At 77.0% G+C, this 20,136-nt stretch carries 21 protein-coding genes and 1 pseudogene; 9 read left to right on the plus strand and 13 right to left on the minus strand.

Annotated elements, in window-relative coordinates; genetic code table 11:
* Positions 1 to 27: 27 nt before the first annotated feature.
* From ACI78U_RS10045 to ssd, 4 genes are read right to left on the minus strand one after another with little or no spacing between them, the layout of a single operon-like run.
* Complete coding sequence (locus ACI78U_RS10045) at positions 28 to 744, minus strand: type II secretion system F family protein (protein ID WP_456875162.1); 717 nt, start codon at positions 742 to 744, stop codon at positions 28 to 30.
* Entirely contained in the window at positions 741 to 1,562 is an 822-nt protein-coding gene (locus ACI78U_RS10050) for a type II secretion system F family protein (protein WP_456875163.1), read from the minus strand. Before ACI78U_RS10050 ends, ACI78U_RS10045 begins: the two co-directional genes overlap by 4 nt.
* A complete protein-coding gene (locus ACI78U_RS10055) occupies positions 1,559 to 2,701 on the minus strand; it encodes a TadA family conjugal transfer-associated ATPase (protein ID WP_456875164.1) in 1,143 nt (380 codons plus the stop codon). Before ACI78U_RS10055 ends, ACI78U_RS10050 begins: the two co-directional genes overlap by 4 nt.
* Positions 2,698 to 3,801: a septum site-determining protein Ssd gene (gene ssd / locus ACI78U_RS10060; protein ID WP_456875165.1), complete on the minus strand. Its 1,104-nt coding sequence runs from the start codon at positions 3,799 to 3,801 to the stop codon at positions 2,698 to 2,700. Before ssd ends, ACI78U_RS10055 begins: the two co-directional genes overlap by 4 nt.
* A gap of 126 nt (positions 3,802 to 3,927) precedes the next feature.
* Between ssd and ACI78U_RS10065 the strand changes: the two genes are divergently transcribed.
* Entirely contained in the window at positions 3,928 to 4,782 is an 855-nt protein-coding gene (locus tag ACI78U_RS10065; RefSeq protein WP_456875166.1) for an HAD family hydrolase, read from the plus strand.
* Positions 4,783 to 4,784: 2 nt separating this feature from the next.
* On the opposite strand, the gene ACI78U_RS10070 is transcribed toward ACI78U_RS10065, so the two are convergent.
* Both ACI78U_RS10070 and ACI78U_RS10075 read right to left on the minus strand, forming a co-directional pair.
* On the minus strand, positions 4,785 to 5,753 hold the full coding sequence (locus ACI78U_RS10070; RefSeq protein WP_456875167.1) for an aldo/keto reductase: 969 nt from the start codon (positions 5,751 to 5,753) through the stop codon (positions 4,785 to 4,787).
* 66 nt (positions 5,754 to 5,819) lie between these two features.
* Positions 5,820 to 6,620 carry an oxidoreductase gene (locus ACI78U_RS10075; RefSeq protein WP_456875168.1) on the minus strand — a complete coding sequence of 267 codons (801 nt, stop codon included), beginning with the start codon at positions 6,618 to 6,620 and terminating at the stop codon, positions 5,820 to 5,822.
* A gap of 64 nt (positions 6,621 to 6,684) precedes the next feature.
* On the opposite strand from ACI78U_RS10075, the gene ACI78U_RS10080 reads away from it, so the two are divergent.
* From ACI78U_RS10080 to ACI78U_RS10090, 3 genes are read left to right on the plus strand one after another with little or no spacing between them, the layout of a single operon-like run.
* On the plus strand, positions 6,685 to 7,245 hold the full coding sequence (locus ACI78U_RS10080; protein WP_456875169.1) for a histidine phosphatase family protein: 561 nt from the start codon (positions 6,685 to 6,687) through the stop codon (positions 7,243 to 7,245).
* Positions 7,245 to 7,766, plus strand: coding sequence for a bifunctional adenosylcobinamide kinase/adenosylcobinamide-phosphate guanylyltransferase (gene cobU, locus ACI78U_RS10085; protein WP_456875170.1), 522 nt, complete (start codon positions 7,245 to 7,247; stop codon positions 7,764 to 7,766). Before ACI78U_RS10080 ends, cobU begins: the two co-directional genes overlap by 1 nt.
* The gene (locus tag ACI78U_RS10090) at positions 7,763 to 8,557 is read left to right on the plus strand and encodes an adenosylcobinamide-GDP ribazoletransferase (RefSeq protein ID WP_456875171.1); all 795 of its coding nucleotides are present in this window, start codon (positions 7,763 to 7,765) and stop codon (positions 8,555 to 8,557) included. The genes cobU and ACI78U_RS10090 overlap by 4 nt, the downstream gene beginning before the upstream one ends.
* Positions 8,558 to 8,623: 66 nt before the next feature.
* Here the strand turns inward: ACI78U_RS10090 and ACI78U_RS10095 are convergent, their stop codons facing one another.
* The 3 genes from ACI78U_RS10095 to ACI78U_RS10105 form a co-directional block, all read right to left on the minus strand.
* Positions 8,624 to 8,878: a hypothetical protein gene (locus ACI78U_RS10095; RefSeq protein ID WP_456875172.1), complete on the minus strand. Its 255-nt coding sequence runs from the start codon at positions 8,876 to 8,878 to the stop codon at positions 8,624 to 8,626.
* A gap of 84 nt (positions 8,879 to 8,962) precedes the next feature.
* The gene (gene cobN / locus ACI78U_RS10100; RefSeq protein WP_456875173.1) at positions 8,963 to 12,592 is read right to left on the minus strand and encodes a cobaltochelatase subunit CobN; all 3,630 of its coding nucleotides are present in this window, start codon (positions 12,590 to 12,592) and stop codon (positions 8,963 to 8,965) included.
* A gap of 11 nt (positions 12,593 to 12,603) precedes the next feature.
* Positions 12,604 to 13,002 carry a YunG family protein gene (locus tag ACI78U_RS10105; RefSeq protein ID WP_456875174.1) on the minus strand — a complete coding sequence of 133 codons (399 nt, stop codon included), beginning with the start codon at positions 13,000 to 13,002 and terminating at the stop codon, positions 12,604 to 12,606.
* Positions 13,003 to 13,138: 136 nt separating this feature from the next.
* Between ACI78U_RS10105 and ACI78U_RS10110 the strand changes: the two genes are divergently transcribed.
* Positions 13,139 to 13,576, plus strand: a complete 438-nt coding sequence (locus ACI78U_RS10110) for a universal stress protein (RefSeq protein WP_456875175.1) — start codon at positions 13,139 to 13,141, stop codon at positions 13,574 to 13,576.
* Positions 13,576 to 15,078: an alanine/glycine:cation symporter family protein gene (locus ACI78U_RS10115; RefSeq protein ID WP_456875176.1), complete on the plus strand. Its 1,503-nt coding sequence runs from the start codon at positions 13,576 to 13,578 to the stop codon at positions 15,076 to 15,078. Before ACI78U_RS10110 ends, ACI78U_RS10115 begins: the two co-directional genes overlap by 1 nt.
* A 67-nt stretch (positions 15,079 to 15,145) precedes the next feature.
* Here ACI78U_RS10115 and ACI78U_RS10120 read toward each other — a convergent pair whose 3' ends face one another.
* Positions 15,146 to 15,775: a TetR/AcrR family transcriptional regulator gene (locus tag ACI78U_RS10120; protein WP_456875177.1), complete on the minus strand. Its 630-nt coding sequence runs from the start codon at positions 15,773 to 15,775 to the stop codon at positions 15,146 to 15,148.
* Between the two features lie 58 nt (positions 15,776 to 15,833).
* Between ACI78U_RS10120 and ACI78U_RS10125 the strand changes: the two genes are divergently transcribed.
* Positions 15,834 to 16,538 (plus strand): hemerythrin domain-containing protein, encoded by a 705-nt coding sequence (locus ACI78U_RS10125; protein WP_456875178.1) that lies wholly within the window; start codon positions 15,834 to 15,836, stop codon positions 16,536 to 16,538.
* Entirely contained in the window at positions 16,535 to 17,026 is a 492-nt protein-coding gene (locus ACI78U_RS10130) for a nitroreductase family deazaflavin-dependent oxidoreductase (RefSeq protein ID WP_456875179.1), read from the plus strand. Before ACI78U_RS10125 ends, ACI78U_RS10130 begins: the two co-directional genes overlap by 4 nt.
* On the opposite strand, the gene ACI78U_RS10135 is transcribed toward ACI78U_RS10130, so the two are convergent.
* The 3 genes and pseudogenes from ACI78U_RS10135 to ACI78U_RS10145 all read right to left on the minus strand — a co-directional run bounded on the left by ACI78U_RS10135 (position 16,978) and on the right by ACI78U_RS10145 (position 19,250).
* A complete protein-coding gene (locus ACI78U_RS10135; protein WP_456875195.1) occupies positions 16,978 to 17,991 on the minus strand; it encodes an ABC transporter ATP-binding protein in 1,014 nt (337 codons plus the stop codon). The genes ACI78U_RS10130 and ACI78U_RS10135 overlap by 49 nt on opposite strands.
* Positions 17,968 to 18,842: pseudogene (locus ACI78U_RS10140) on the minus strand (ABC transporter transmembrane domain-containing protein); the annotation flags it as partial. The gene ACI78U_RS10135 and the pseudogene ACI78U_RS10140, both read right to left, overlap by 24 nt.
* Positions 18,843 to 18,920: 78 nt before the next feature.
* Complete coding sequence (locus ACI78U_RS10145; RefSeq protein WP_456875180.1) at positions 18,921 to 19,250, minus strand: tetratricopeptide repeat protein; 330 nt, start codon at positions 19,248 to 19,250, stop codon at positions 18,921 to 18,923.
* 151 nt (positions 19,251 to 19,401) lie between these two features.
* Here ACI78U_RS10145 and ACI78U_RS10150 point away from each other — a divergent pair, with 151 nt between their 5' ends.
* The gene (locus ACI78U_RS10150) at positions 19,402 to 20,127 is read left to right on the plus strand and encodes a DUF4383 domain-containing protein (RefSeq protein ID WP_456875181.1); all 726 of its coding nucleotides are present in this window, start codon (positions 19,402 to 19,404) and stop codon (positions 20,125 to 20,127) included.
* Positions 20,128 to 20,136 lie beyond the last annotated feature (9 nt).

Consider the following 20,136-nt stretch of genomic DNA (forward strand, 5'->3'; position numbering starts at 1 on the left):
CGCCGACCGGGTCCCCCGATTACCCGGTCACCCGAAGACCTGCCCGGCGATGCCGATGACCATCGGCGCGATGCCGAGGCAGACGAAGGCCGGCAGGAAGCAGGCGCCCAGCGGCGCGAGCACCCACACGCCGGCCCGCCGCACCGCGGCCTCGGCGTCGCTGCGGGCGGTCTGACGGGCCTCGGCGGCCAGCACGCGCAGGGCGGGGACCGCCGCCGCCCCCGACTCCCCCGCGCGCACCAGCACGCGGCCCAGCCCGGCCAGCCCGGCGGGGGCGCCGGCCCAGGCCGCGTGGGGGGCGGCGCCCAGCCGCATCCGGCCCGCGACCGCCGCGAGGGCGCCTCCCGTGGGCCCGGGCAGCGCCGTCGCCACCGCGCCCAGCGCGCCGCCGACCGGCAGCCCGGCCGCGAGGCAGACGGCGAGCAGGTCACAGGCCACCGGCAGCTCGGCTCCTCCCCCGGCGCCCGGGGTGTCGACCGGCCCGCTCCGCCGCAGCACCCGGTCGGCGAACACCCCGGCCACCACGCCCAGCGCCGCCCCCGGCGGTCCCCCGACCAGCAGCGCGACGGCCACCCCGGCCGTCCCGGGCAGCAGCAGGCGGCGCACCGCCGCCGGGCGCGGCGGCCTCGCCTCCGGGTGCGCGGGAGGGCGTCCGGCCACGGCCCGCACCCGCGCCGCCCGCCGGGCGGTCGGCGACGGCCACAGCAGCAGCGCCGCGGACAGCAGGACCAGGCTCGCGCTCACGCCGTCGCGTCCCCCGCCGCCCGGCGGACCAGCCGCGCCGACCAGGCCAGTCCGGCTCCCTCCAGGGCGACGCCCGCGACGAGCAGCACCTGCCCGGCCGCGGTCGTGGTGAGCACCGCCCACGGATCGGCGCCGATGCCGCTGCCCATCGCCAGCGCGAGCAGCGGCAGCCCGGCGAGCAGCGCAGCGCTGGCCCGCGGGCCGGCGGTCGCCGACCGCAGCTCCTGCCGTTGCCGCCGGCGGGCGCGCAGGTCGTCCTCGACCGCCGCCACGACCGCGGCCAGCGAGCAGCCGGTGCGCTCGCTGAGCAGCACGGCCGCGGCCACCCGTGCCAGCGCCCGGTCGAGGTCGGTCCCGGGGACCGCCGGGGCGCCGGCCGCCGCCGGTGCCCGCAGCGCCCCGGCGAGGCCACGCGCGAGGTCGCCGTCGGGGCAGCCGGCCAGGGCCGACGTGGTGGCCGTCGCGAGCGGCCGGCCGGCGCGTACCTCCGCGGCCACGGCACCGAGCGCGTCGGTGAGCGCGTCGACCCGGGCCTCCTGCGTCCGGCGGGCCCGCGTCCGGACGAAGCCCCTCGCCGCGACCGCCGCGGCTGCGCCGGCCAGGACCGCGACCAGCGGCGTGCCCCCCGCGGCACCCGCGAGCACGCCGAGCACGGCCGCCGGCACCGGCCAGGCCGACGCGGGGACCGCGGCGGCCCGCGCCCGCACCCCCGGCCCCGGCCCGGGCCCGACCAGCCGGCGCAGCCGGTGCCGGCGCTCCGCCACCCGGCCGGGCCACAGCAGCAGCGCGACCGCGACCAGGACCAGCGCCGCGCTCATCCCGCGCTCCCGCCCTCGAGGAGTGCGGCCAGCCGCCCGGCGCCCGGGCACGGGCCGCCGTCGGCGCGCCAGCCGGGCTCCACCACCACCCAGTCACCGTCGCGACGCACCACCCCGATCTCCTCCACCCGCCGGCCCTCGGGGGTGCGGCGGAGGTGGACGACCACGGCCAGCGCGGCCGCCGCCTGGCTGTGCACCGCCCGCCGGTCCAGGCCCGCCGCCACGCCGAGCGCCTCCAGTCGCGCGGGCACCTCGCCGGGCCGGTTGGCGTGCAGGGTGCCGCAGCCGCCGTCGTGACCGGTGTTGAGGGCCGCGAGCAGGTCGGCGACCTCGGCGCCGCGCACCTCGCCGACGACCAGCCGGTCGGGCCGCATCCGCAGCGCCTGGCGCACCAGGTCGCGCAGGGTCACCCGTCCCGCGCCCTCGACGTTGGCCGGGCGGGTGAGCAGCCGGACGACGTGCGGGTGCGCCGGCGCGAGCTCGGGCGCGTCCTCGCACAGCACCAGCCGCTCCGCCGCCGGCAGCTCGCCGAGGAGGGCCGCGAGCAGGGTGGTCTTGCCCGACCCGGTACCGCCGGTGACGAGGAAGGCCAGCCGGGCCCGCAGCACGGCACGCAGCAGCCCGGCCGACTCCCCGGGCAGCGTGCCGCGGGCGGCGAGGTCGTCGAGGCCGAGGCGGGCGCGGCGCAGGACCCGCAGCGACAGGCAGGTGCCCCCGCCCGACACCGGCGGGAGCACCGCGTGCAGGCGGGTGCCGTCGGGCAGGCCGGCGTCCACCCAGGGCGCGGCGTCGTCGAGCCGGCGTCCGGCGCTGGCTGCCAGCCGCACCGCCAGCCGTCGGACGGCGTCCTCGTCGGGGAAGCGGACCAGGGAGCGCTCGAGCCCGCTGCCCCGGTCGACGTAGACCGCCGCGGGGCCGTTGACCAGGACGTCGGTGACGCCGGGCTCGCGCAGCAGCGGCTCCAGCGGTCCGGCCCCGGCCAGCTCGGCCACGGCGTCCCGCACCGCGTCGAGGACCTCGGCGTCGCCCACCAGCCCGGCCTCGTCGCGGACCAGCGCGGCGACCGTGGCGCGGCTGGGCGGGCCCGGCTCCAGCGCCAGTCGGGCGCGCACCCGCTCGACCAGCGGCAGCCCGCTCACGCCGCCCGCTCCGCCCGCACGAGCTCGCCGAGCAGTCGCCGGGCGACCGATCCCAGGGGACTGCGCGGTGTCACCGAGGGCGGCTCGCCCCGCTCGCCGCGGGCCAGGGCACCGCGGTCGTGTGCCAGGCCGGCCAGCACCGGCCGGCCGGTCACCGCGGCCACCTCGGCCGCGGACAGGCCACCGGGGACCTCGCGGACCACCACCCGGGCCGCACTCCACGGCGCCGGCTCCTCCGGCGCACCGGTCAGCAGCAGCCGGGCCGCGGAGACCGCCCGGAGCCGGGCGGGCACGAGCAGCGCCGCGAGGTCGGCCTCGGCGAGCACCGCGGCAGCCGTCGCGTCGGCGGGTCCGGTCGGCCGCGGCAGGTCGACCACCACCGGCCGGCCGCACCCGCGGGCCGCCTCGACGACCGCCGTCAGCGCCGCGGCGGGCACCGGTGCGGCATCGTCGCGCGCCGCGGCCAGCACCGTGACGCCCTCGACCTCGGGCAGCGCGGCCAGCAGCGCCTCGCCGGCGACCCGCCCGCGGAGCCCGGCGAGCGCGGGCCAGCGCAGGCCGTCGGCGTCCTCGGCGCCCAGCAGCAGGTCCAGCCCACCACCGCAGGCGTCGGCGTCCACGAGCAGGACGCCGTCGGCGGACTCCGCGGCGGTGAGCGCCAGCGCGGTCGCCAGGGTGCTGGCGCCGGCCCCGCCGCAGCTGCCGCCGACCACGGCCAGCCATCCGCGCTCGACCGGCGAGCGGACGGCGTCGGCGGCGCGGGCGGCCAGCCACGCCTCGTCGTCGGGCAGGACCACGACCCGCTCGGCCCCGAGCTCGACCGCCGCCGCCCAGACCGGCGCGGCCGGCACCCCGGCCGCGACGACCACCACGCCGGGACGCCGGGGCAGCGCCCGCACCGCGGGGAGCCCGAGCGCGTCGGCGCCGAGCAGGACCAGCCCGGCGTCCCGGGAGGCGCGCCGCAGCGCGGGACCGCCGGTGGCGACCTCCGGCTCGGTGCCGGCCACGGCGAGGACGCGCAGCAGGTCGTCGAGCAGGTCCTCGTCGGAGCTGACGACGACCGGCCGGGAGGAGGGCGGCGGGGCGGGACGCGGGGACACGCGGCCGAGCCCAGCGCACGGCGGAGCCCCGCGGGCCCCGGCCGGGTGACCTGTGGACGACCCGTTGGGGTGTGGACGACGCGAGGCGGGTCGTCACCGGCCCCCGCTCCCCTACAGTCGTGAACCGTGACCCGCGCTGCGGCGTTCTTCGACCTGGACAAGACGGTCATCGCCAAGTCCAGCACCCTGGCCTTCGGCCGGCCCTTCTTCGCCGGCGGCCTGATCAACCGCCGTGCCGTGCTCAAGGGCGCCTACGCGCAGCTGGTCTTCTCCCGCGCCGGCGCCGACGCGCAGCAGATGGAACGGCTGCGCGCGCAGATCACCCGGATGGCCACCGGCTGGGATGTCGCCACCGTGCACGAGATCGTCAGCGAGACGCTGCACGAGGTGGTCGACCCGCTGGTCTACGCCGAGGCCGCCGACCTGATCGAGTCCCACCGGGCGGCCGGCCGGGAGATCGTCATCGTCTCCAGCAGTGGCGCGGAGATGGTGGGACCGATCGGCGAGATGCTCGGCGCCGACCGCGTCGTGGCCACCCGCATGGTGCGGGCCGAGGGCCGCTACACCGGGGAGATCGAGTTCTACGCCTACGGCGAGAACAAGGCCGAGGCGATGCGGCAGGTGGCCGCCGAGAGCGGCTACGACCTGGCTGACTGCTTCGCCTACAGCGACTCGGTCACCGACCTGCCGATGCTGTCGGCCGTCGGGCACCCCACGGCGGTCAACCCCGACCGGGCACTGCGCCGGGTCGCCGCCGAGCGCGGCTGGCCGGTCCTGCAGTTCACCCGGCCGGTGTCCATGCGCAGCCGCTTCGGCACACCGCCGGTCCCGGTGGTCACGGGCGCGGCGGCGATGGGCGCGGCGGTCGTGGGGCTCGCCTGGTACGCCCGGCGGCGGGCCCTGCGCGTCGTCCCGGCCGCGTCCGCCGTGGCGGTGCCGGCACCCGTGCCGGCTGCGCGCCGGCGACGGCGCGGGGCCTGAGCTCAGACCCCGAGACGCTCCCGGACGCCGTCCACGAGGCTGCGCGCGGCCGAGACCGGCGTGAACGCCCGCGCCGCCGCGGTCAGCGCCGCCACCTCGTCCGCGCGCAGCTCCAGGTCGCCGGCCGCCGCGTTGGCCTCCACCTGCGCCACGCTCGAGGCGCCCGGGATCACGACGACCCGCGGCAGCGAGACCAGCCAGGCCAGCGCGACCGTCCCGGGCTGCACCCCGTGGGCGCCGGCGACCTCGCGCAGCGCCTCGACCAGCGGCCGGGCGCGGCGCAGGTTCTCGGTGCCGAACAGCGGGTTGGCCGCCCGCACCCCGCCGGGCCGGTGGTCGACGTCGTACCGCCCGCCGAGCAGGCCCTGCGCCAGCGGGCTGTAGGCGATCACCACGCGGCCCTCGCGCTGGGCGAAGGGCACCAGGTCGTCGAGCGCGGCGGGCCGGGCGAGCGAGAAGTGCACCTGGTTGCTGATCACCGGCCGGCCGAGCGCCGCGTCGGCGGCCCGCCACCGCCGCAGCGAGTAGTTGGAGACGCCGACGGCGCGGATGCGGCCCTCGTCGAGCAGCCCCCGCAGGCCCGGCATGGTCACGGTGTCGGGCACGACCGGGTTGGGCTGGTGCACCTGGTAGAGCGGCACGGTGCGCAGGCCGAGCCGCCGGGCGCTGCCCTCGAGCCGGTGGCGCACCACCGGCGGGAACGGCGCCACCGGCAGGAGCTTCGAGGCCACGACGACGACGCTGCGCCGGTCGCCCAGGGCCTCGCCGAGGATCCGCTCGCTGCGGCCGAACCCGTAGACCTCGGCGGTGTCGAACAGGGTGACGCCGAGGTCGAGGGCGCGGCGCACGATGTCGCGCGCGGCGCCGGAGGCGTAGCCCTCGCCGTAGCCCCACTCCCGGGAGCCGAACTGCCACGTGCCCAGGCCGATGCGGCTGACGCGGCCGAGCCCGTCGACGTCGAGGGAGCGCATGCGGCCACTGTCCCCCGGGCCGCGGCCGGGTGCAGGAGGAGCCGAGCCGCCGGACCCCGGCCGAGCTCAGCCGCGCAGGATGGCCTCGGCGATGGCCAGGCCCTCGCGGGCGCCGAGCTCGGTGGCCCGGCAGCAGTGCACCAGCCAGGCGGCCACGCCCTCGGGGGCGCCGGAGGCGTAACCGGCCAGCCGCTCGCGGTAGGCCTCGACCCCGAGCTCCAGGAACCCGACCTCGGGGACCGACACCGCCTTCGGGTCCAGGCCCCGTCCGATGACGGTGAGCCGGCCGGCCGCGCGGGCGACCACGCCATCAGCCGTGCCGAAGGGCGCCAGCGCGGCGAGCTCGCCGTGCACCAGCCCGGCGACCAGCACCGCCGGCACGGTCGAGGTGCCGGTGACGACCTGGAACAGCCCGCCCAGGCGCGGGCCGGCGTGCGGCGCGGGACGGCCGAGGTCGCTGCGGTCGACGAGGTCGGCGGCGGCGAGGACGTGCAGCCGGGCGAGCACCTGGCCCGGCGCCCTCGACCACGTGTCGACCATGGCGCCCAGCCCGACCGAGACGCGCAGCGACCCCTGGACGACCGGGTCCTCGACCGAGCCCGCGCGCAGGTCGGCCAGCGCGACGTCGACCCCGTCGAGCGCGGCCGACGCGCGGGCGCCCCGCAGCGCCGACTCGGTGCTGACCTCCGCCGACCGGTTGCGCATGAGCCGGTGGGCCAGCAGCCGGTCGATGCCGCCACGCGCGGACTCGGCGGCCTCGCGGACGCCGGGCAGGTCGAGCAGCGGGGCGAGCGGGTCGGGGCCGGCGGGCCGGGCCGCGGCCCGCGGAGCGGTGCGGCCGGCACCGGGACGGACGGGGATGGTCACGCCCCGACGGTACGAGCACCGGCGCGGGCGGCCGCGGTGGCCTGTCCTACGCTCGGCGACCACCATGGCCCGCCCGCTCACCCTCCTCCTCGTCCGGCACGGCCAGAGCGAGTGGAACGCCGCGGGGCTGATGCAGGGCCAGACCGCGCACGTGCCGCTCACCGCGCTCGGGCACGAGCAGGCCGCCGGAGCCGCCCGCGAGCTGGGCCGGCTGCGCCCCGGCGCGATGCTGTCGAGCGACCTGCGCCGCGCGGTGCAGACCGCCGAGCACTGCGCCCGCGCCACCGGGCTGCCGTTTACCACCACCCCGGCGCTGCGCGAGCAGGGGTACGGCGTCCTGGAGGGGCGGCCGTCGCGGGAGCTGTGGGACGTCGTCGACTGGACCGATCCGCACTGGTCGGCCGAGGGCGGCGAGAGCCTGGCCGAGCTGCACGCCCGGGTCGCGGGCCTCCTGGCGGAGCTGACCGCGCGGCCCCCGGCCGACGTGGTCGCGCTGGTCACCCACGGCGACACGATCCGGGCGGCGCAGGCGGTGGCCGCCGGGCTCGGTCCGGCCGCGATGCCGGCGGTGACCCCGCACAACGGCACGGTGACCCGGCTGGAGCTCACGGCGGCGGCCGTCTGATGGCGCGGGTGCTGGTGCTCGGCGGCTCGCGGTCGGGCAAGTCGGCGCACGCCGAGTCGCTGGTCGCCGGGCGCGCCGACGTCGTCTACCTGGCCACCTCGGCACCGGCGCCGGACGACGCCGAGTGGACCCGCCGGGTCGCGGCCCACCGCGCCCGGCGGCCGGACGGCTGGACGACGCTGGAGACCACCGCGCCCAGCGACCTGCTGCGCGGCGGCACGGTGCTCGTCGACAGCGTGACCACGTGGGTGGCCGCGCTGATGGACGAGACCGGGGTGTGGGCCGAGGCGCCCGGCGCGCTCGACCGGCTGGCCGGGCGGGTCGACGCCCTGGTCAACGCGTGGGCGATGACGCCGGCGCACGTGGTGGCGGTCAGCGACGAGGTGGGCCTGGGCGTGGTGCCCGAGTCCCGAGCGGGCCGGCTGTTCCGCGACACCCTCGGCGAGGTCAACCAGCGGCTGGCCGGCACCGCCGACGAGGTGTGGTTCGTCGTCGCCGGGCTGCCGCAGCGGCTGCGGTGAACGGGCGAGGGGCAGGCGGGCGGCGCGCGTGGTGGGCCGGCCCACTGGAGTCGGTCGCGCTGCTCACCGTGGTCCGCGTGCCCGCCGTCGGGACGACGTCGACCCGCGGGGTGCTGCCGTGGGCGCCGCTGGTCGGGCTGGCCCTGGGCGGGGTGGCGGCCGGTGTCGGCGTGCTCGGCGCCCGGCTGGTGTCCCCGGCGGCCGGGGCGGTGCTGGCGCTGGCGGTGCTGGCCTGGCTCACGCGGGCGCTGCACCTCGACGGGCTGGCCGACACCGCCGACGGCCTCGGTCCGCTGCGCGGCCGGGAGCGGGCGCTGCAGGTCATGCACCGCGGCGACGTCGGCCCGTTCGGGGTCGTGACCCTGGTCCTGGTGCTGCTGCTGCAGGCGGCCGCAGCAGCGGTCCTGCTGGCCGGCGGCGGCGGCTGGACCGCGCTGTGGACGGCGGTGGTCGTGGCCCGGCTGGCGATGGCCCGGACCGGGCTCGCGCGCGTCCGGGTCGCGGAGGGCTCGGCGCTCGGGCGGGCGGTGGCCGGGACGGTGTCGGCGCCGTGGCTGGCCGGGTGGGTCGTCCTCGTGCTGGCCGGCGCCGCGGCGGCAGGGTGGGCCACGGCGGGCCCCGCGGCCGCGGCGGCGCTCGCCGGCGCCGCGGTGGCGGGGCTGCTCGCGGCCGAGCTCGTCCGCGCCCGCGCGACGGCGCGCCTCGGCGGCGTCACCGGGGACGTGATGGGGGCGATGGGCGAGGCGGCGGCGACCGTCGTGCTGCTGGTCGCCGCCGCCTCGGTGCCCTAGCTGCCGGAACGGCCCCGCTGCAGGGCCCCGCCGCGAGCGAGCGGCGGGGGGCAGCGGGGCCCTTCCTCAGCGGCGGCGGGTCAGCGAGCCGAGCAGGCGGCCCAGCCCGCCGGAGGCCGCGGTGGTCGGTGCGCCACGCCCGTAGCGACGGGTCGGGGTGCCGCTCGCCATCCGCGTGCGGCCCATGCCACGGCCGGTCGCCGTGCCCCGGCCGGCCATCCCCCGTCCGGTGGTGGCGCGGCCGGCGGCGGCTCGGCCTCCGGCCGCCCCGCGGCGAGCCGTGGTCTCAGCAGTGCCCAGGAGTCGGTTCAGGATGCCCATGCGGTCCCTGTTACCCGCCGTGGCCGGATCACACGCGCCTCCTCGCCCCGCCTCGGCGCGCCGTCACGCAGCGCACGGGAGGTGCTAGGCGGTCGCCCCCGACCGGTCCGGGGTCTCGCCGCCCTCCAGGTCGCCCTCGGTGTCGAGGTAGGCCTGCCGCAGCCCGTCCAGCAGCGCCGGGTCCGGCTCGGCCCACATCCCGCGGTCGACCGCCTCGAGCAGCCGCTCGGCGATGCCGTGCAGCGCCCACGGGTTCGACCGCTCCATGAACTCGCGGTTCTCCGGGTCGAGCACGTAGGTCTCGGTGAGCTTCTCGTACATCCAGTCGGCCACCACGCCCGTCGTGGCGTCGTAGCCGAACAGGTAGTCGACGGTGGCGGCCAGCTCGAACGCGCCCTTGTAGCCGTGCCGGCGCATCGCGGCCAGCCACCGCGGGTTGACCACGCGCGCCCGGAACACCCGCGAGGTCTCCTCGGTCAGCGACCGGGTGCGCACCTGCTCGGGCCGGGTCGAGTCACCGACGTAGGCCCGTGGCGCCGCGCCGGTCAGCGCCCGGACCGTGGCGACCATCCCGCCGTGGTACTGGAAGTAGTCGTCGGAGTCGGCGATGTCGTGCTCGCGGGTGTCGACGTTCTTCGCCGCCACCGCGATCCGCCGGTACGCCGCCTCCATGTCCGGGCGGGCCTGCACGCCGTCGAGGTCGCGGCCGTAGGCGTAGCCGCCCCACACCGCGTACACCTCGGCGAGGTCGGCGTCGCCGCGCCAGTCCCGCGAGTCGATCAGCGACAGCAGCCCCGCCCCGTAGGCGCCGGGCTTGGACCCGAACACCCGGGTGGTCGCCCGCCGCCGGTCCCCGTGCTGCGCGACGTCGGCGTCGACGTGGGCCCGCACGAAGTTCTCCGACGCGGGCTCGTCGAGCGCGGCCACCAGGGTCACCGCGTCGTCGAGCATGGTCACCACGTGCGGGAAGGCGTCCCGGAAGAAGCCGGAGATCCGCACCGTGACGTCGATCCGCGGCCGGCCCAGCTCCGCCGGCGGCACCGGCTCCAGCGAGGTCACCCGCCGCGAGGCGTCGTCCCACACCGGCCGCACGCCCAGCAGCGCGAGCACCTCGGCGACGTCGTCGCCCGAGGTCCGCATCGCCGAGGTCCCCCACACCGACAGGCCCACCGACCGCGGCCACTCCCCCGTGTCGGCCCGGTAGCGCTCCAGCAGCGAGTCGGCCATCGCCTGCCCGGTCTCCCACGCCAGCCGCGACGGGATCGCCCGCGGGTCGACGGAGTAGAAGTTGCGCCCGGTCGGCAGCACGTTGACCAGCCCGCGCAGCGGCGAGCCCGACGGCCCGGCCGGCACGTATCCGCCGTCGAGGGCGTGCAGCGTGGCGTCGAGCTCGTCGGTGGTGCGCTCCAGCCGCGGCACCACCTCGTCGACGGCGAACCGCAGCACGTCGGCGACGGCGTCGTCCTCCCGCCCGAGCACCTCCCGCACGACCGGGCCGACGGCGCCGGTCGTCCAGCCGGCGTCCTCCATGCCGGAGACCAGCGCGGCCGCCTGCGACTCGACGACGTCGGTCGCCCTCAGGCCCGCCGACCCGTCCTCGGCCAGGCCCAGCGCCTCGCGCAGCCCCGGGAGCGCCACCGACCCGCCCCAGATCTGGCGGGCCCGCAGCACCGCCAGCACCAGGTCCACCCGGTCCTGACCCGACGGCGGGACGCCGAGCACGTGCAAGCCGTCGCGGATCTGGGAGTCCTTGATCTCGCACAGCCAGCCGTCGACGTGCAGGATCATCTCGTCGAAGTGGTCGTCGTCGGGCCGGTCGGCCAGCCCGAGGTCGTGGTCGAGCTTCGCCGCCTGCAGCAGCGTCCAGATCTGCGCGCGCACCGCCGGCAGCTTGGCCGGGTCCATCGCCGCCACGTTGGCGTGCTCGTCGAGCAGCTGCTCCAGCCGCGCGATGTCGCCGTAGGTGTCCGCGCGGGCCATCGGCGGCACCATGTGGTCGACCAGCGTGGCGTGCGCCCGGCGCTTGGCCTGCGAGCCCTCGCCCGGGTCGTTGACCAGGAACGGGTAGACCAGCGGCAGGTCGCCGATCGCCGCGTCGGGCCCGCACGAGGCCGACAGCCCCACCGTCTTGCCCGGCAGCCACTCCAGGTTGCCGTGCTTGCCGACGTGCACCAGCGCGTGCGCGCCGAACTCCGACCGCAGCCACCAGTAGGCGGCCAGGTAGTGGTGCGAGGGCGGCAGGTCGGGGTCGTGGTAGATGGCGATCGGGTTCTCCCCGAAGCCGCGCGGCGGCTGCACCATCACGACGACGTTGCCGGCCCGCAGCGCGGCGAAGACGATGGCCGGGCCGTCGGGTCCGGAGTCGTCCACGAACAGCGACCCGGGCGGCTCGCCCCAGTGCCGCACCACCGCGTCCCTCAGGTCGGCCGGCAGCGTCTCGAAGAAGCGCCGGTACTCGGCGGCCGGGATGCGCACCGGGTTGCCCGACAGCTGCTCCTCGGTCAGCCAGTCGGCGTCCTGCCCGCCGGCGGCGATGAGCGCGTGCACCAGTGCGTCGCCGTCGAGGTCGGCCACGCCGGGCAGCGCGCCGGGCCCGTCGAACGGGCCGATGTCGTAGCCGGCGCCGTGCATGGCGGCCAGCAGCCGCACCACCGACGCCGGGGTGTCCAGGCCGACGGCGTTGCCGATCCGCGCGTGCTTGGTCGGGTAGGCGCTCAGCATCACCACGATCCGGCGGTCCCGGGGCGCCACCGACCGCAGCCGGGCGTGCGCCACCGCCGTCCCCGCCACGCGGGCCGCGCGCTCGGGGTCGGCGACGTAGTGCGTGAGGCCGTCGTCGTCGGTCTCCTTGAAGGAGAACGGCACGCTGACCAGCCGCCCGTCGAACTCGGGGATCGCGACCTGGTTGCCGACGTCCAGCGGCGAGAGGCCGTCGTCGTCGGCCAGCCAGTCGGCCCGCGAGCGGGTCAGGCACAGGCCCTGGACCACCGGCACGTCGAGCGCGGCGAGCCGGCCGACGTCCCAGGCGCCGTCGTCCTCGCCGGCCGACGCGGTGGCCGGCCGGGAGCCGCCGGCGGCGAGCACCGTGACGACCAGCGCGTCGGCGGTGCGGAGCACCTCGAGCAGGTCGTCGGGGACGCTGCGCAGCGAGCTGACGAACACCGGCAGCGCCTGCCCGCCGGCGTCCTCGACCGCCGTGCAGAGCGCCTCGACGAACGCGGTGTTCCCGGCCAGGTGGTGGGCCCGGTAGTAGAGGACGGCGGCCCGCGGGCCGTCGGAGGTGCGCGCGGCGCGTTCCAGCACGCCCCAGTCCGGCGCCACCGACGGCGGGGCGAAGCCCTCACCGGTGAGCAGCACCGTGTCGGAGAGGAAGCGGTGCAGCTGCACGAGGTTGTCCGGACCGCCCTGCGCGAGGTAGCCGTGCGCCTCGGTGGCCACGCCCATCGGGACGGTGGACAGCTCCATCAGCTCGGCGTCGGGCACCTGCTCCCCGCCGAGGACGACGACCGGCGCCGGCCCGGCCAGCAGCGGCGCGAGCATCTCCTCGTACTGCCGCCGCACCCCGAGGATCCGGACGACGACGAGCGCGGCGCCCTCGGTCAGCGCCGCGATGCCGTCGTGGCCGAGGCGGACCGGGTTGCCCGGGCGCCAGCCGGCGCCGCTGGCGCGGGCGGAGAGCAGGTCGGTGTCGCTCGTGGAGAGCAGGACGAACACGCGGTCAGACGCTACCCGGGAGCCCCCGCGCGGCCGCCGAGCGTGCCGAGCACCGCCGCGCGCAGCCGCAGGTACTGGTCGCGGTCGCGGCGGGGCAGCCCGGGCGGGCGGACGACGACCCGCGGCTCCTGGACGACCTCGGTGGGCGCGAACTGCCCGCGGGTGAGGTCGACCTCGCGGCCGTCGGGCAGCCGGTTCCACCAGTGCACCCCCTGCCGCGACCCGTCGGGCAGCAGCACCTCGGCCAGCAGCAGGTCCCCGCCGAGCAGGTCGTGCAGGACCAGCGCGGTGGCGCCGCACTGGCCGCGGGCCGGGTTCTGCGGGGACCAGTCGGCGAGGTCGCTGTCGTCGCAGGTCTCGCGGCACCAGGCGCCGCGGACGGCCGCGACGACATCGTCGGGAACGGACACGGACGGCATCCTGCCCGCCGGCACCGACGGTCCCGGCCGGGCGACGACCGGTCGACGGTCGGGTTCGTGGAATGGCCCGGTCCAGCCGCCTCCCCTACGGTCGGCCCACATCGACTCCAAGGCCGGGGGTACGCCCGTGTCCGCATCGATCGTCGTGGGTCTGGACGGCAGCGAGGCCAGCAACAGGGCTGCGGACGCGGCCCTGGAGGCCGCGCGCCGCCACTCCCTGCGCCTGGTGCTCGCCTGTGTCGTCCCCTGGTCGCCGTACTCCTTCACGCCGGCGGAGGAGAACGAGCGGCGCCACATCGACAAGGAGCGCGAGGCCGCGGCGGCGCGGGAGAAGGTGCTGCAACCGGTGGTCACACGGCTGTCCGGGGCCGGTGACGTGCCCGTCGAGGGGATCGTCCGGCACGGCCACCCCGCGGAGACGCTGGTCGCCATCGCCCGGGAGAACGACGCCGCCTGGATCACCGTCGGCCGCGTCGGTCAGAGCCGGGTGCGCACGCTGCTCTTCGGCTCCACCCCCAGTCACCTCATCCAGCTCTCCCCCGTCCCCGTCCTGGTGGTGCCGTGATGGACGACTCCGCAGTCCTCGCCGCGAGCTTCGACGACCGGGTCAACGACTTCTTCACCCCGATCTCGGACTTCATCTCGGGCATCGTCTTCTACGCCGTCCCGCTGGACTTCCTCGGTGACGGGGTCGAGCTGCCACTGATCGTGGTGTGGCTGGTCGTCGCCGGGATCTTCTTCACGATCTACCTCAGGGGCTTCCAGTTCTGGGCCTTCAAGCAGGCACTCCGACTGGTCCGTGGTGACTACAACGACCCGCGCGACGCCGGCGAGGTGACGCACTTCCAGGCACTGGCCACCGCGGTCTCCGGCACCGTCGGCCTGGGCAACATCGCCGGCGTGGCCGTGGCGATCTCCCTCGGTGGCCCCGGTGCCACCTTCTGGATGGTCATCGCCGGGCTCGTCGGCATGTGCACCAAGGGCGTCGAGTGCACGCTCGGTGTCAAGTACCGGAACGAGTACCCGGACGGACGGGTCTCCGGCGGCCCGATGTACTACCTGAGCAAGGGCCTCAAGGAGAAGAGCCCCCGCCTCGGCACGCTGGGCAAGGTCCTCGCGGTCCTCTTCTGCGTCTTCACCCTCGGCGGGGCCGTCGGCGGCGGCAACATGTTCCAGTCCAACCAGGCGTTCGCCCAGGCCCAGTCGGTGACCGGCGGCGAGGACGGCCCGCTCGGCGGTGGCGCGGCCGGCGCGGTCTTCGGGCTCGTCCTCGCCCTGCTCGTCGGCGCGGTGATCATCGGCGGCATCCGGAGCATCGCCCGGGTCACCGACAAGATCGTCCCGTTCATGGCGGTCTTCTACGTGGTCGCCTGCCTGCTGGTGCTGTTCGCCAACCTCAGCGCGGTGCCCGGCGCGCTGTGGGACATCATCACCCAGGCGTTCAGCCCGGAGGCCGGCTACGGCGGCCTCGTCGGGGTCCTCATCCAGGGCTTCCGTCGCGCGGCCTTCAGCAACGAGGCCGGCCTGGGGTCCGCCGCGATCGCGCACTCCGCGGTCAAGACCAAGGAGCCCGCCACCGAGGGCCACGTCGCCGTCCTCGAGCCCTTCATCGACACCGTCGTCATCTGCACGATGACCGCCCTGGCGATCGTCATCACCGGCACCTACGCCGACGAGTCGAGCGCACCCGGCGTCGAGACGACGTCGGCGGCCTTCGAGACGGTGGCCTCGTGGTTCCCGTTCGTGCTGGCCATCGCGGTGATCCTGTTCGCCTACTCCACGATGCTCGCCTGGAGCTACTACGGCCTGAAGGCGGCGACCTACCTCTTCGGCGAGTCGATGCTGGTCGACCGCACCTGGAAGGTCGTCTTCTGCCTCTTCGTGATCATCGGCGCCGCGTCGACGCTGGACGCGGTGATCGGGTTCTCCGACAGCATGATCTTCGCGATGTCGCTGGCGAACATCGTCGGCCTCTACATCATGGCCGGGGTCGTGAAGCGGGAGCTCTTCGGCTACCGGCGCCGACTGGCCGACGGCGAGATCCGGCCGGTGAGCGAGCGCGCCTGACCGCCCGCGCGCAGCGCACCGCTCGGCTGGTCGCCGGCGACCGTCGGGCGTTCCAGCAGGATCGACGTCAGCGCAGCAGCAGCCGGTCGAGGGTGTCGGCCACCCAGTCGGCGAAACGCGCGGCCGGCCAGCCGCACCCCACCATGAGCCGGGACTGCGTCGAGGGCGAGAGGACCGCCCAGGCGACGTCGGTCGCCGCGTCGAGGTCGAGGTCCTCGCGCAGGTCGGGCGCGAACGCGCCGAGGAGGGCGGCGGTGTCGGCGCGCCGCCGGCGCTCGTACTCCTCGTAGGCGGGCCGCACGTCCGGGTCGGCCGCCGCGGCCGCGGCGAAGACGTCCTGCATCGCCCGGGACCCGGGGGCGGCCTCGAGGACCAACTGCCGCAGGGCCGCAAGCCGGCCGGCGCGGTCCGGCGCGGCGAGCAGCTGCGCGAACGGGCCCAGTTCCCGCACCGCGCGGTCCTCGTCGGAGCCGACCAGCGCGCGGTCCACGCAGGCGAGCAGCAGCGCCGCCTTGCCGCCCTGCGCGAACACCGTCGGCACCGACACCCCGGCGGCGGCCGCGACGTCGCGCATCGTCGTCGCGGCGTAGCCCTGCTCGACGAAGCAGCGGGTGGCGGCGTCGAGCACCTGCACGCGGGTGCGCCGGGCCTGTTCCTGCCGCAACTGCGAGCGGTAGACCCTCTTGCCCTCGGACACGGTTCCACCCTACCGTTCCTCTATTCGTTTGAGCGTCACTCAGCCGAAAGAGGTCGCCGTGACCACCGCCCCTCCCCACCCCGTCCAGCTGCTGCTGCCCGGCCAGGCCGCCGCACCCGACGGCCCGGTCGACGTGGCCGCGATGTACGTCATGCACCGGGCGTTCCGGCGCGACCTCGACGCCTTCGCCGCCGTCGTCCCCACGGTCGACGTGGGCGACCGGGCCCGCTGGCGGGTCCTCGCCCGGCGCTTCGGGCTGTTCGCGCGGTTCCTGCACAAGCACCACGCCGGCGAGGACGCCCACCTGTGGCCGCTGCTGCGCGAGCGCGGCGCCGACGCCGTGGTCCTCGACCGGCTCGAGGCCGAGCACGCCGGCATCGACCCGCTGCTGGCCTCCTGCGCGGCCGGGCTGGCGGACCTGGCCGCCGGCCAGGGCGGCGCGGACACCCGGGCGCGGCTGGCCGACACCCTCGTCCGGACCTGCGACGCCCTCGGCGCCCACCTGGCACACGAGGAGCGCGACGGGATGGCGCTCGTCCAGCAGCACCTCACCCCCGAGGACTGGGCCCGCCAGGACGCCGCGTTCGCCCGGGAGTACGGCCCCCGCGACACCGTGGCCGCGCTCGGCTGGGTGGTCTCGGCGATCCCGCCGGAGGCCGCGGCCCGGATCCTCGGCGGGCAGCCGGTCCTGTCGGCACTCGGCCGGCTGCTCGGCCGGCGCGCCGCCCGGGCCGACGCGCGCCTGTTCGGGACCGCCCGGTGACCGCCGCGCTGTCCCGCGGGGACCGGGTCCTCACGGCCGTCACGCGGCGGGTGGCCGCGGGGCACACCGCGCTGCTGCGGCGCACCGGCGGGCGGGTCGGCAACCGCTTCCGCGGCGGCGACGTCGTGCTGCTCACCTGCCGCGGGCGGGTGTCCGGGCAGGAGCGCTGCACCCCCCTGCTGCACGTGCGCGACGGCGAGGACGTCGTGGTCGCGGCGTCCAACGGCGGGATCGACGCGGAGCCGCAGTGGTGGCTGAACCTGCAGGTCGACCCGCGCGCCGCGGTCGAGGTGCGCGGCCGGCGGTGGCCCGTGGTGGCCACCGAGGTCGAGGAGCCCGAGCGGGCCCGGCTGTGGGCGGCGCTGATGGCGCGGTTCGACGGCTACGACGGCTACCAGGCCCGGGTGTCGCGGCGGATCGCCGTGGTCCGGCTGACGCCTCAGGCGGGGACCGGCTGCCCGAGCGAGGTGTGGTACAGCTCGGCGTAGCGGCCGCCGAGGGCGAGCAGCTCCTCGTGCCGGCCGCGCTCGACCACCCGGCCGCCCTCGAGCACGAGGATGCAGTCGGCCGCGCGCACGGTCGAGAGCCGGTGCGCGATGACGATCGCCGTCCGGCCCTGGAGCGCCTCGTCCAGGGCCTCCTGCACCGCGGCCTCCGACGTCGCGTCGAGGTGCGCGGTGGCCTCGTCGAGCAGCACCACCCGCGGGCGGGCGAGCAGCAGGCGGGCGATGGTGAGCCGCTGCCGCTCCCCGCCGGAGAAGCGGTAGCCGCGCTCGCCGACGACGGTGTCCAGGCCGTCGGGCAGCCCGCGCACCAGGTCGGCCAGCCGCGCCCGGGTGAGCACGTCCCACAGCTGCGCGTCGGTGGCGCCGGGGTCGGCGAGCAGCAGGTTGTCCCGCAGCGACTCGTGGAACAGGTGGCCGTCCTGCGTGACCAGCCCGACGGTGCGGCGGATCGAGTCGGTGGTCAGGTCGCGCACGTCGACGCCGCCGAGGCGGACGGCGCCGGCGTCGACGTCGTAGAGGCGCGGCAGCAGCGCGGCGATCGTGGACTTGCCCGCACCCGACGACCCGACGACGGCCAGCACCTCCCCGGGCCGAACGGTGAACGAGACGTCGTGCAGGACGTCGACGCCGCCGCGGCCGTCGAGCCGGGCGACGTCCTCCAGCGAGGCCAGCGAGACCCGGTCGGCCGAGGGGTAGGCGAAGGTGACGCCGTCCAGCTCGACCGACACCGGGCCGTCGGGGACCTCGCGGGCGCCGGGCCGCTCGCGGACCAGCGGCACCAGGTCGAGCACCTCGAAGACCCGCTCGAAGCTGACCAGGGCCGAGGCGACGTCGACCCGGGCGCTGGCGAGTGCGGTCAGCGGCGCGTACAGGCGGGTGAGCAGCAGGGCGAGCGCGACGACGGCGCCGGGTTCGAGCGCCCCGGCCAGCGCGGAGGTGCCGCCCACGCCGTAGACCAGCGCGAGCGCGAGCGCAGACACCAGGGTGAGCGCGCTGACGAACGTCCACTGCACCATCGCCGTCCGCACCCCGACGTCGCGCACCGCCTGGGCCCGGGCGGCGAAGCGGGCCGACTCCGCGTCGGGACGGCCGTAGAGCTTGACCAGCGTGGCTCCGGGCGCGGAGAAGCGCTCGGTCGTCTGCCCGGTCATCGCCGCGTTGGACTCCGCGGCCACCCGGCGCAGGCCGGCCAGCTGGCGGCCGATCCGGCGGGCGGGCAGCAGGAAGACCGGCAGCAGGAGCAGCGCCAGCAGCGTCACCTGCCACGACAGCGTGAGCATCGCGGCGAGCGCGAGCAGCAGCGTGACGGTGTTGGTGACGATCCCGGACAGGGTGTCGCTGAAGGCGCGCTGGGCCCCGAGGACGTCGTTGTCGAGCCGGGACACCAGCGCGCCGGTGCGCGTGCGGTGAAGAAGGCCACCGGCATCCGCTGCACGTGGTCGAACACGGCGGTGCGCAGGTCGACAATGAGCCCCTCGCCGAGCGTGGCCGACAGCCACCGGCCGAGCAGGCCGAGCGCGGTGCCGGCGAGGGCCACCGCGGCGATGACGACGGCGAGGCGGACGACGGTGCCGGTGCTCCCGCCGCCGACGATCTCGTCGACCACCCGGCCGGCCAGCAGGGGCGTGGCGACGGCGAGCACCGCCTCGACGACGCCCACCGCGACGAAGGCGCCGATGCGGGCGCGGTGCGGCCGGGCGTGGGTCAGCACCCGCCGCAGGGTCGCGCGGGAGATCGCCCGCCGGTCGGTGCGGGCCTGCGTGGCCCGCGAGAGCGCCGACCACGCCGTCATCTCCATGCTCACGGCCGGGACGCTAGGACCTCGAGCCGACTCGAGGTCAACGTCCGTGCCGGAACCGCAAGAACGGTCGGTGGGCTACTCGGCGCCGAGCGCGTCGGCCATGCGGTGGTGGGGTGCGGCCTCGTCGCGGCGGCTCTGCCGCTCCAGCGTGCGGGCCAGGGCGCGGCGCGCCCACCCGTTGGCGGGCGCCAGCTCGACCAGCCGGCGCAGCGCGTCCTCCGCCCGCTGCAGCTGGGCCGAGCCGAAGTAGCTGCGCGCCAGGAGCTCCAGCGCGGCCTCGTTGCCCGGCTCGGCCGCCACCAGCGGCTCCAGGACGCGCGCGGCCTCGACCGGCTGCCCCATGGAGAAGAAGAGGTCGGCGCGCAGGTACTCGGAGTGCAGATCGGTCTCGAAGGGCTGGTCCACGTCGACGGAACGACGGCGGGCGGGCCGCTCTTCCCGGACCGCGACACGCCCGGGCGCGCACGGCACGAGGAAGTCCGGAACGAGGTGCATCCGTGCGCCATCGAGTTGGGAACAACCGTTGCCAGCAGTCCTCCGGCTCGAGGAGCACACCATGGCCCTGTCGCTGCACCGCCACCGGACGGCCGACCGCTCGCCGGCCCCTCCCCGTCGGCAGCCCGATGCCCCGCCCGCGGCGGAGCGCAACCGCGTCTACACCGTGCAGCGCATCGGCGCGTTCGTCGTCGCCGGGGTGATCGCGGTCTTCGGCGTGCTCGGGTTCGCCAACGGGCTGGACTACTTCTCCACCGACGGCGAGCGCGTCCTCGGCCTGTCGTCGAACGGCCTGCTGTCGACCATCTCGATCGTGACGGCGGTCGTGCTCGTGTTCTCCGCCCTGCGCAGCCCGCGCACCGCCTCGACCGTCATGATCGTCATCGGTGTGCTGTTCCTGGTGTCGGCGCTGGCCAACCTGGCCGTGCTCAACACCGACCTCAACATCCTCGCGTTCGGCATCAGCAACGTCGTCTTCTCCGTCGTCGCCGGCCTGGTGCTGCTGGTGCTCGGCGCCTACGGCCGGGTGAGCGGCAACCTGCCGCCCGACAGCCCCTACGCGCGGGAGCGCGCCGACGAGGTGCCCCCGGTCCCGGCCGACGAGTACCCGTCGACGCCGGCCGAGTTCGCCGCCGAGCGGGCCATGCGCGAGGCCGAGATCGCCGTCGTCCAGCACATCGCCTCCTTCGACCAGCGCCGCCGCGTCGCCGCCATGGCGCAGGTGACCAGCCGCAAGGAGCGCCGCGAGGTGTGGATGTCGTTCGACCGCGCCCGCCGGGACGCCTGACGCCGGGCG

The sequence above is a fragment of the Geodermatophilus sp. SYSU D00710 genome, from assembly GCF_054050195.1.

Excerpts from the sequence above, each read along its gene's own strand:
- ACI78U_RS10150 (WP_456875181.1), top strand. The coding sequence starts at position 19,402 with ATGGCCCTGTCGCTGCACCGCCACCGGACGGCCGACCGCTCGCCGGCC.
- cobU (WP_456875170.1), top strand. The coding sequence starts at position 7,245 with ATGGCGCGGGTGCTGGTGCTCGGCGGCTCGCGGTCGGGCAAGTCGGCG.
- ACI78U_RS10095 (WP_456875172.1), bottom strand. The coding sequence starts at position 8,878 with ATGGGCATCCTGAACCGACTCCTGGGCACTGCTGAGACCACGGCTCGC.
- ACI78U_RS10070 (WP_456875167.1), bottom strand. The coding sequence starts at position 5,753 with ATGCGCTCCCTCGACGTCGACGGGCTCGGCCGCGTCAGCCGCATCGGC.
- ACI78U_RS10080 (WP_456875169.1), top strand. The coding sequence starts at position 6,685 with ATGGCCCGCCCGCTCACCCTCCTCCTCGTCCGGCACGGCCAGAGCGAG.
- ACI78U_RS10115 (WP_456875176.1), top strand. The coding sequence starts at position 13,576 with ATGGACGACTCCGCAGTCCTCGCCGCGAGCTTCGACGACCGGGTCAAC.
- ACI78U_RS10050 (WP_456875163.1), bottom strand. The coding sequence starts at position 1,562 with ATGAGCGCGGCGCTGGTCCTGGTCGCGGTCGCGCTGCTGCTGTGGCCC.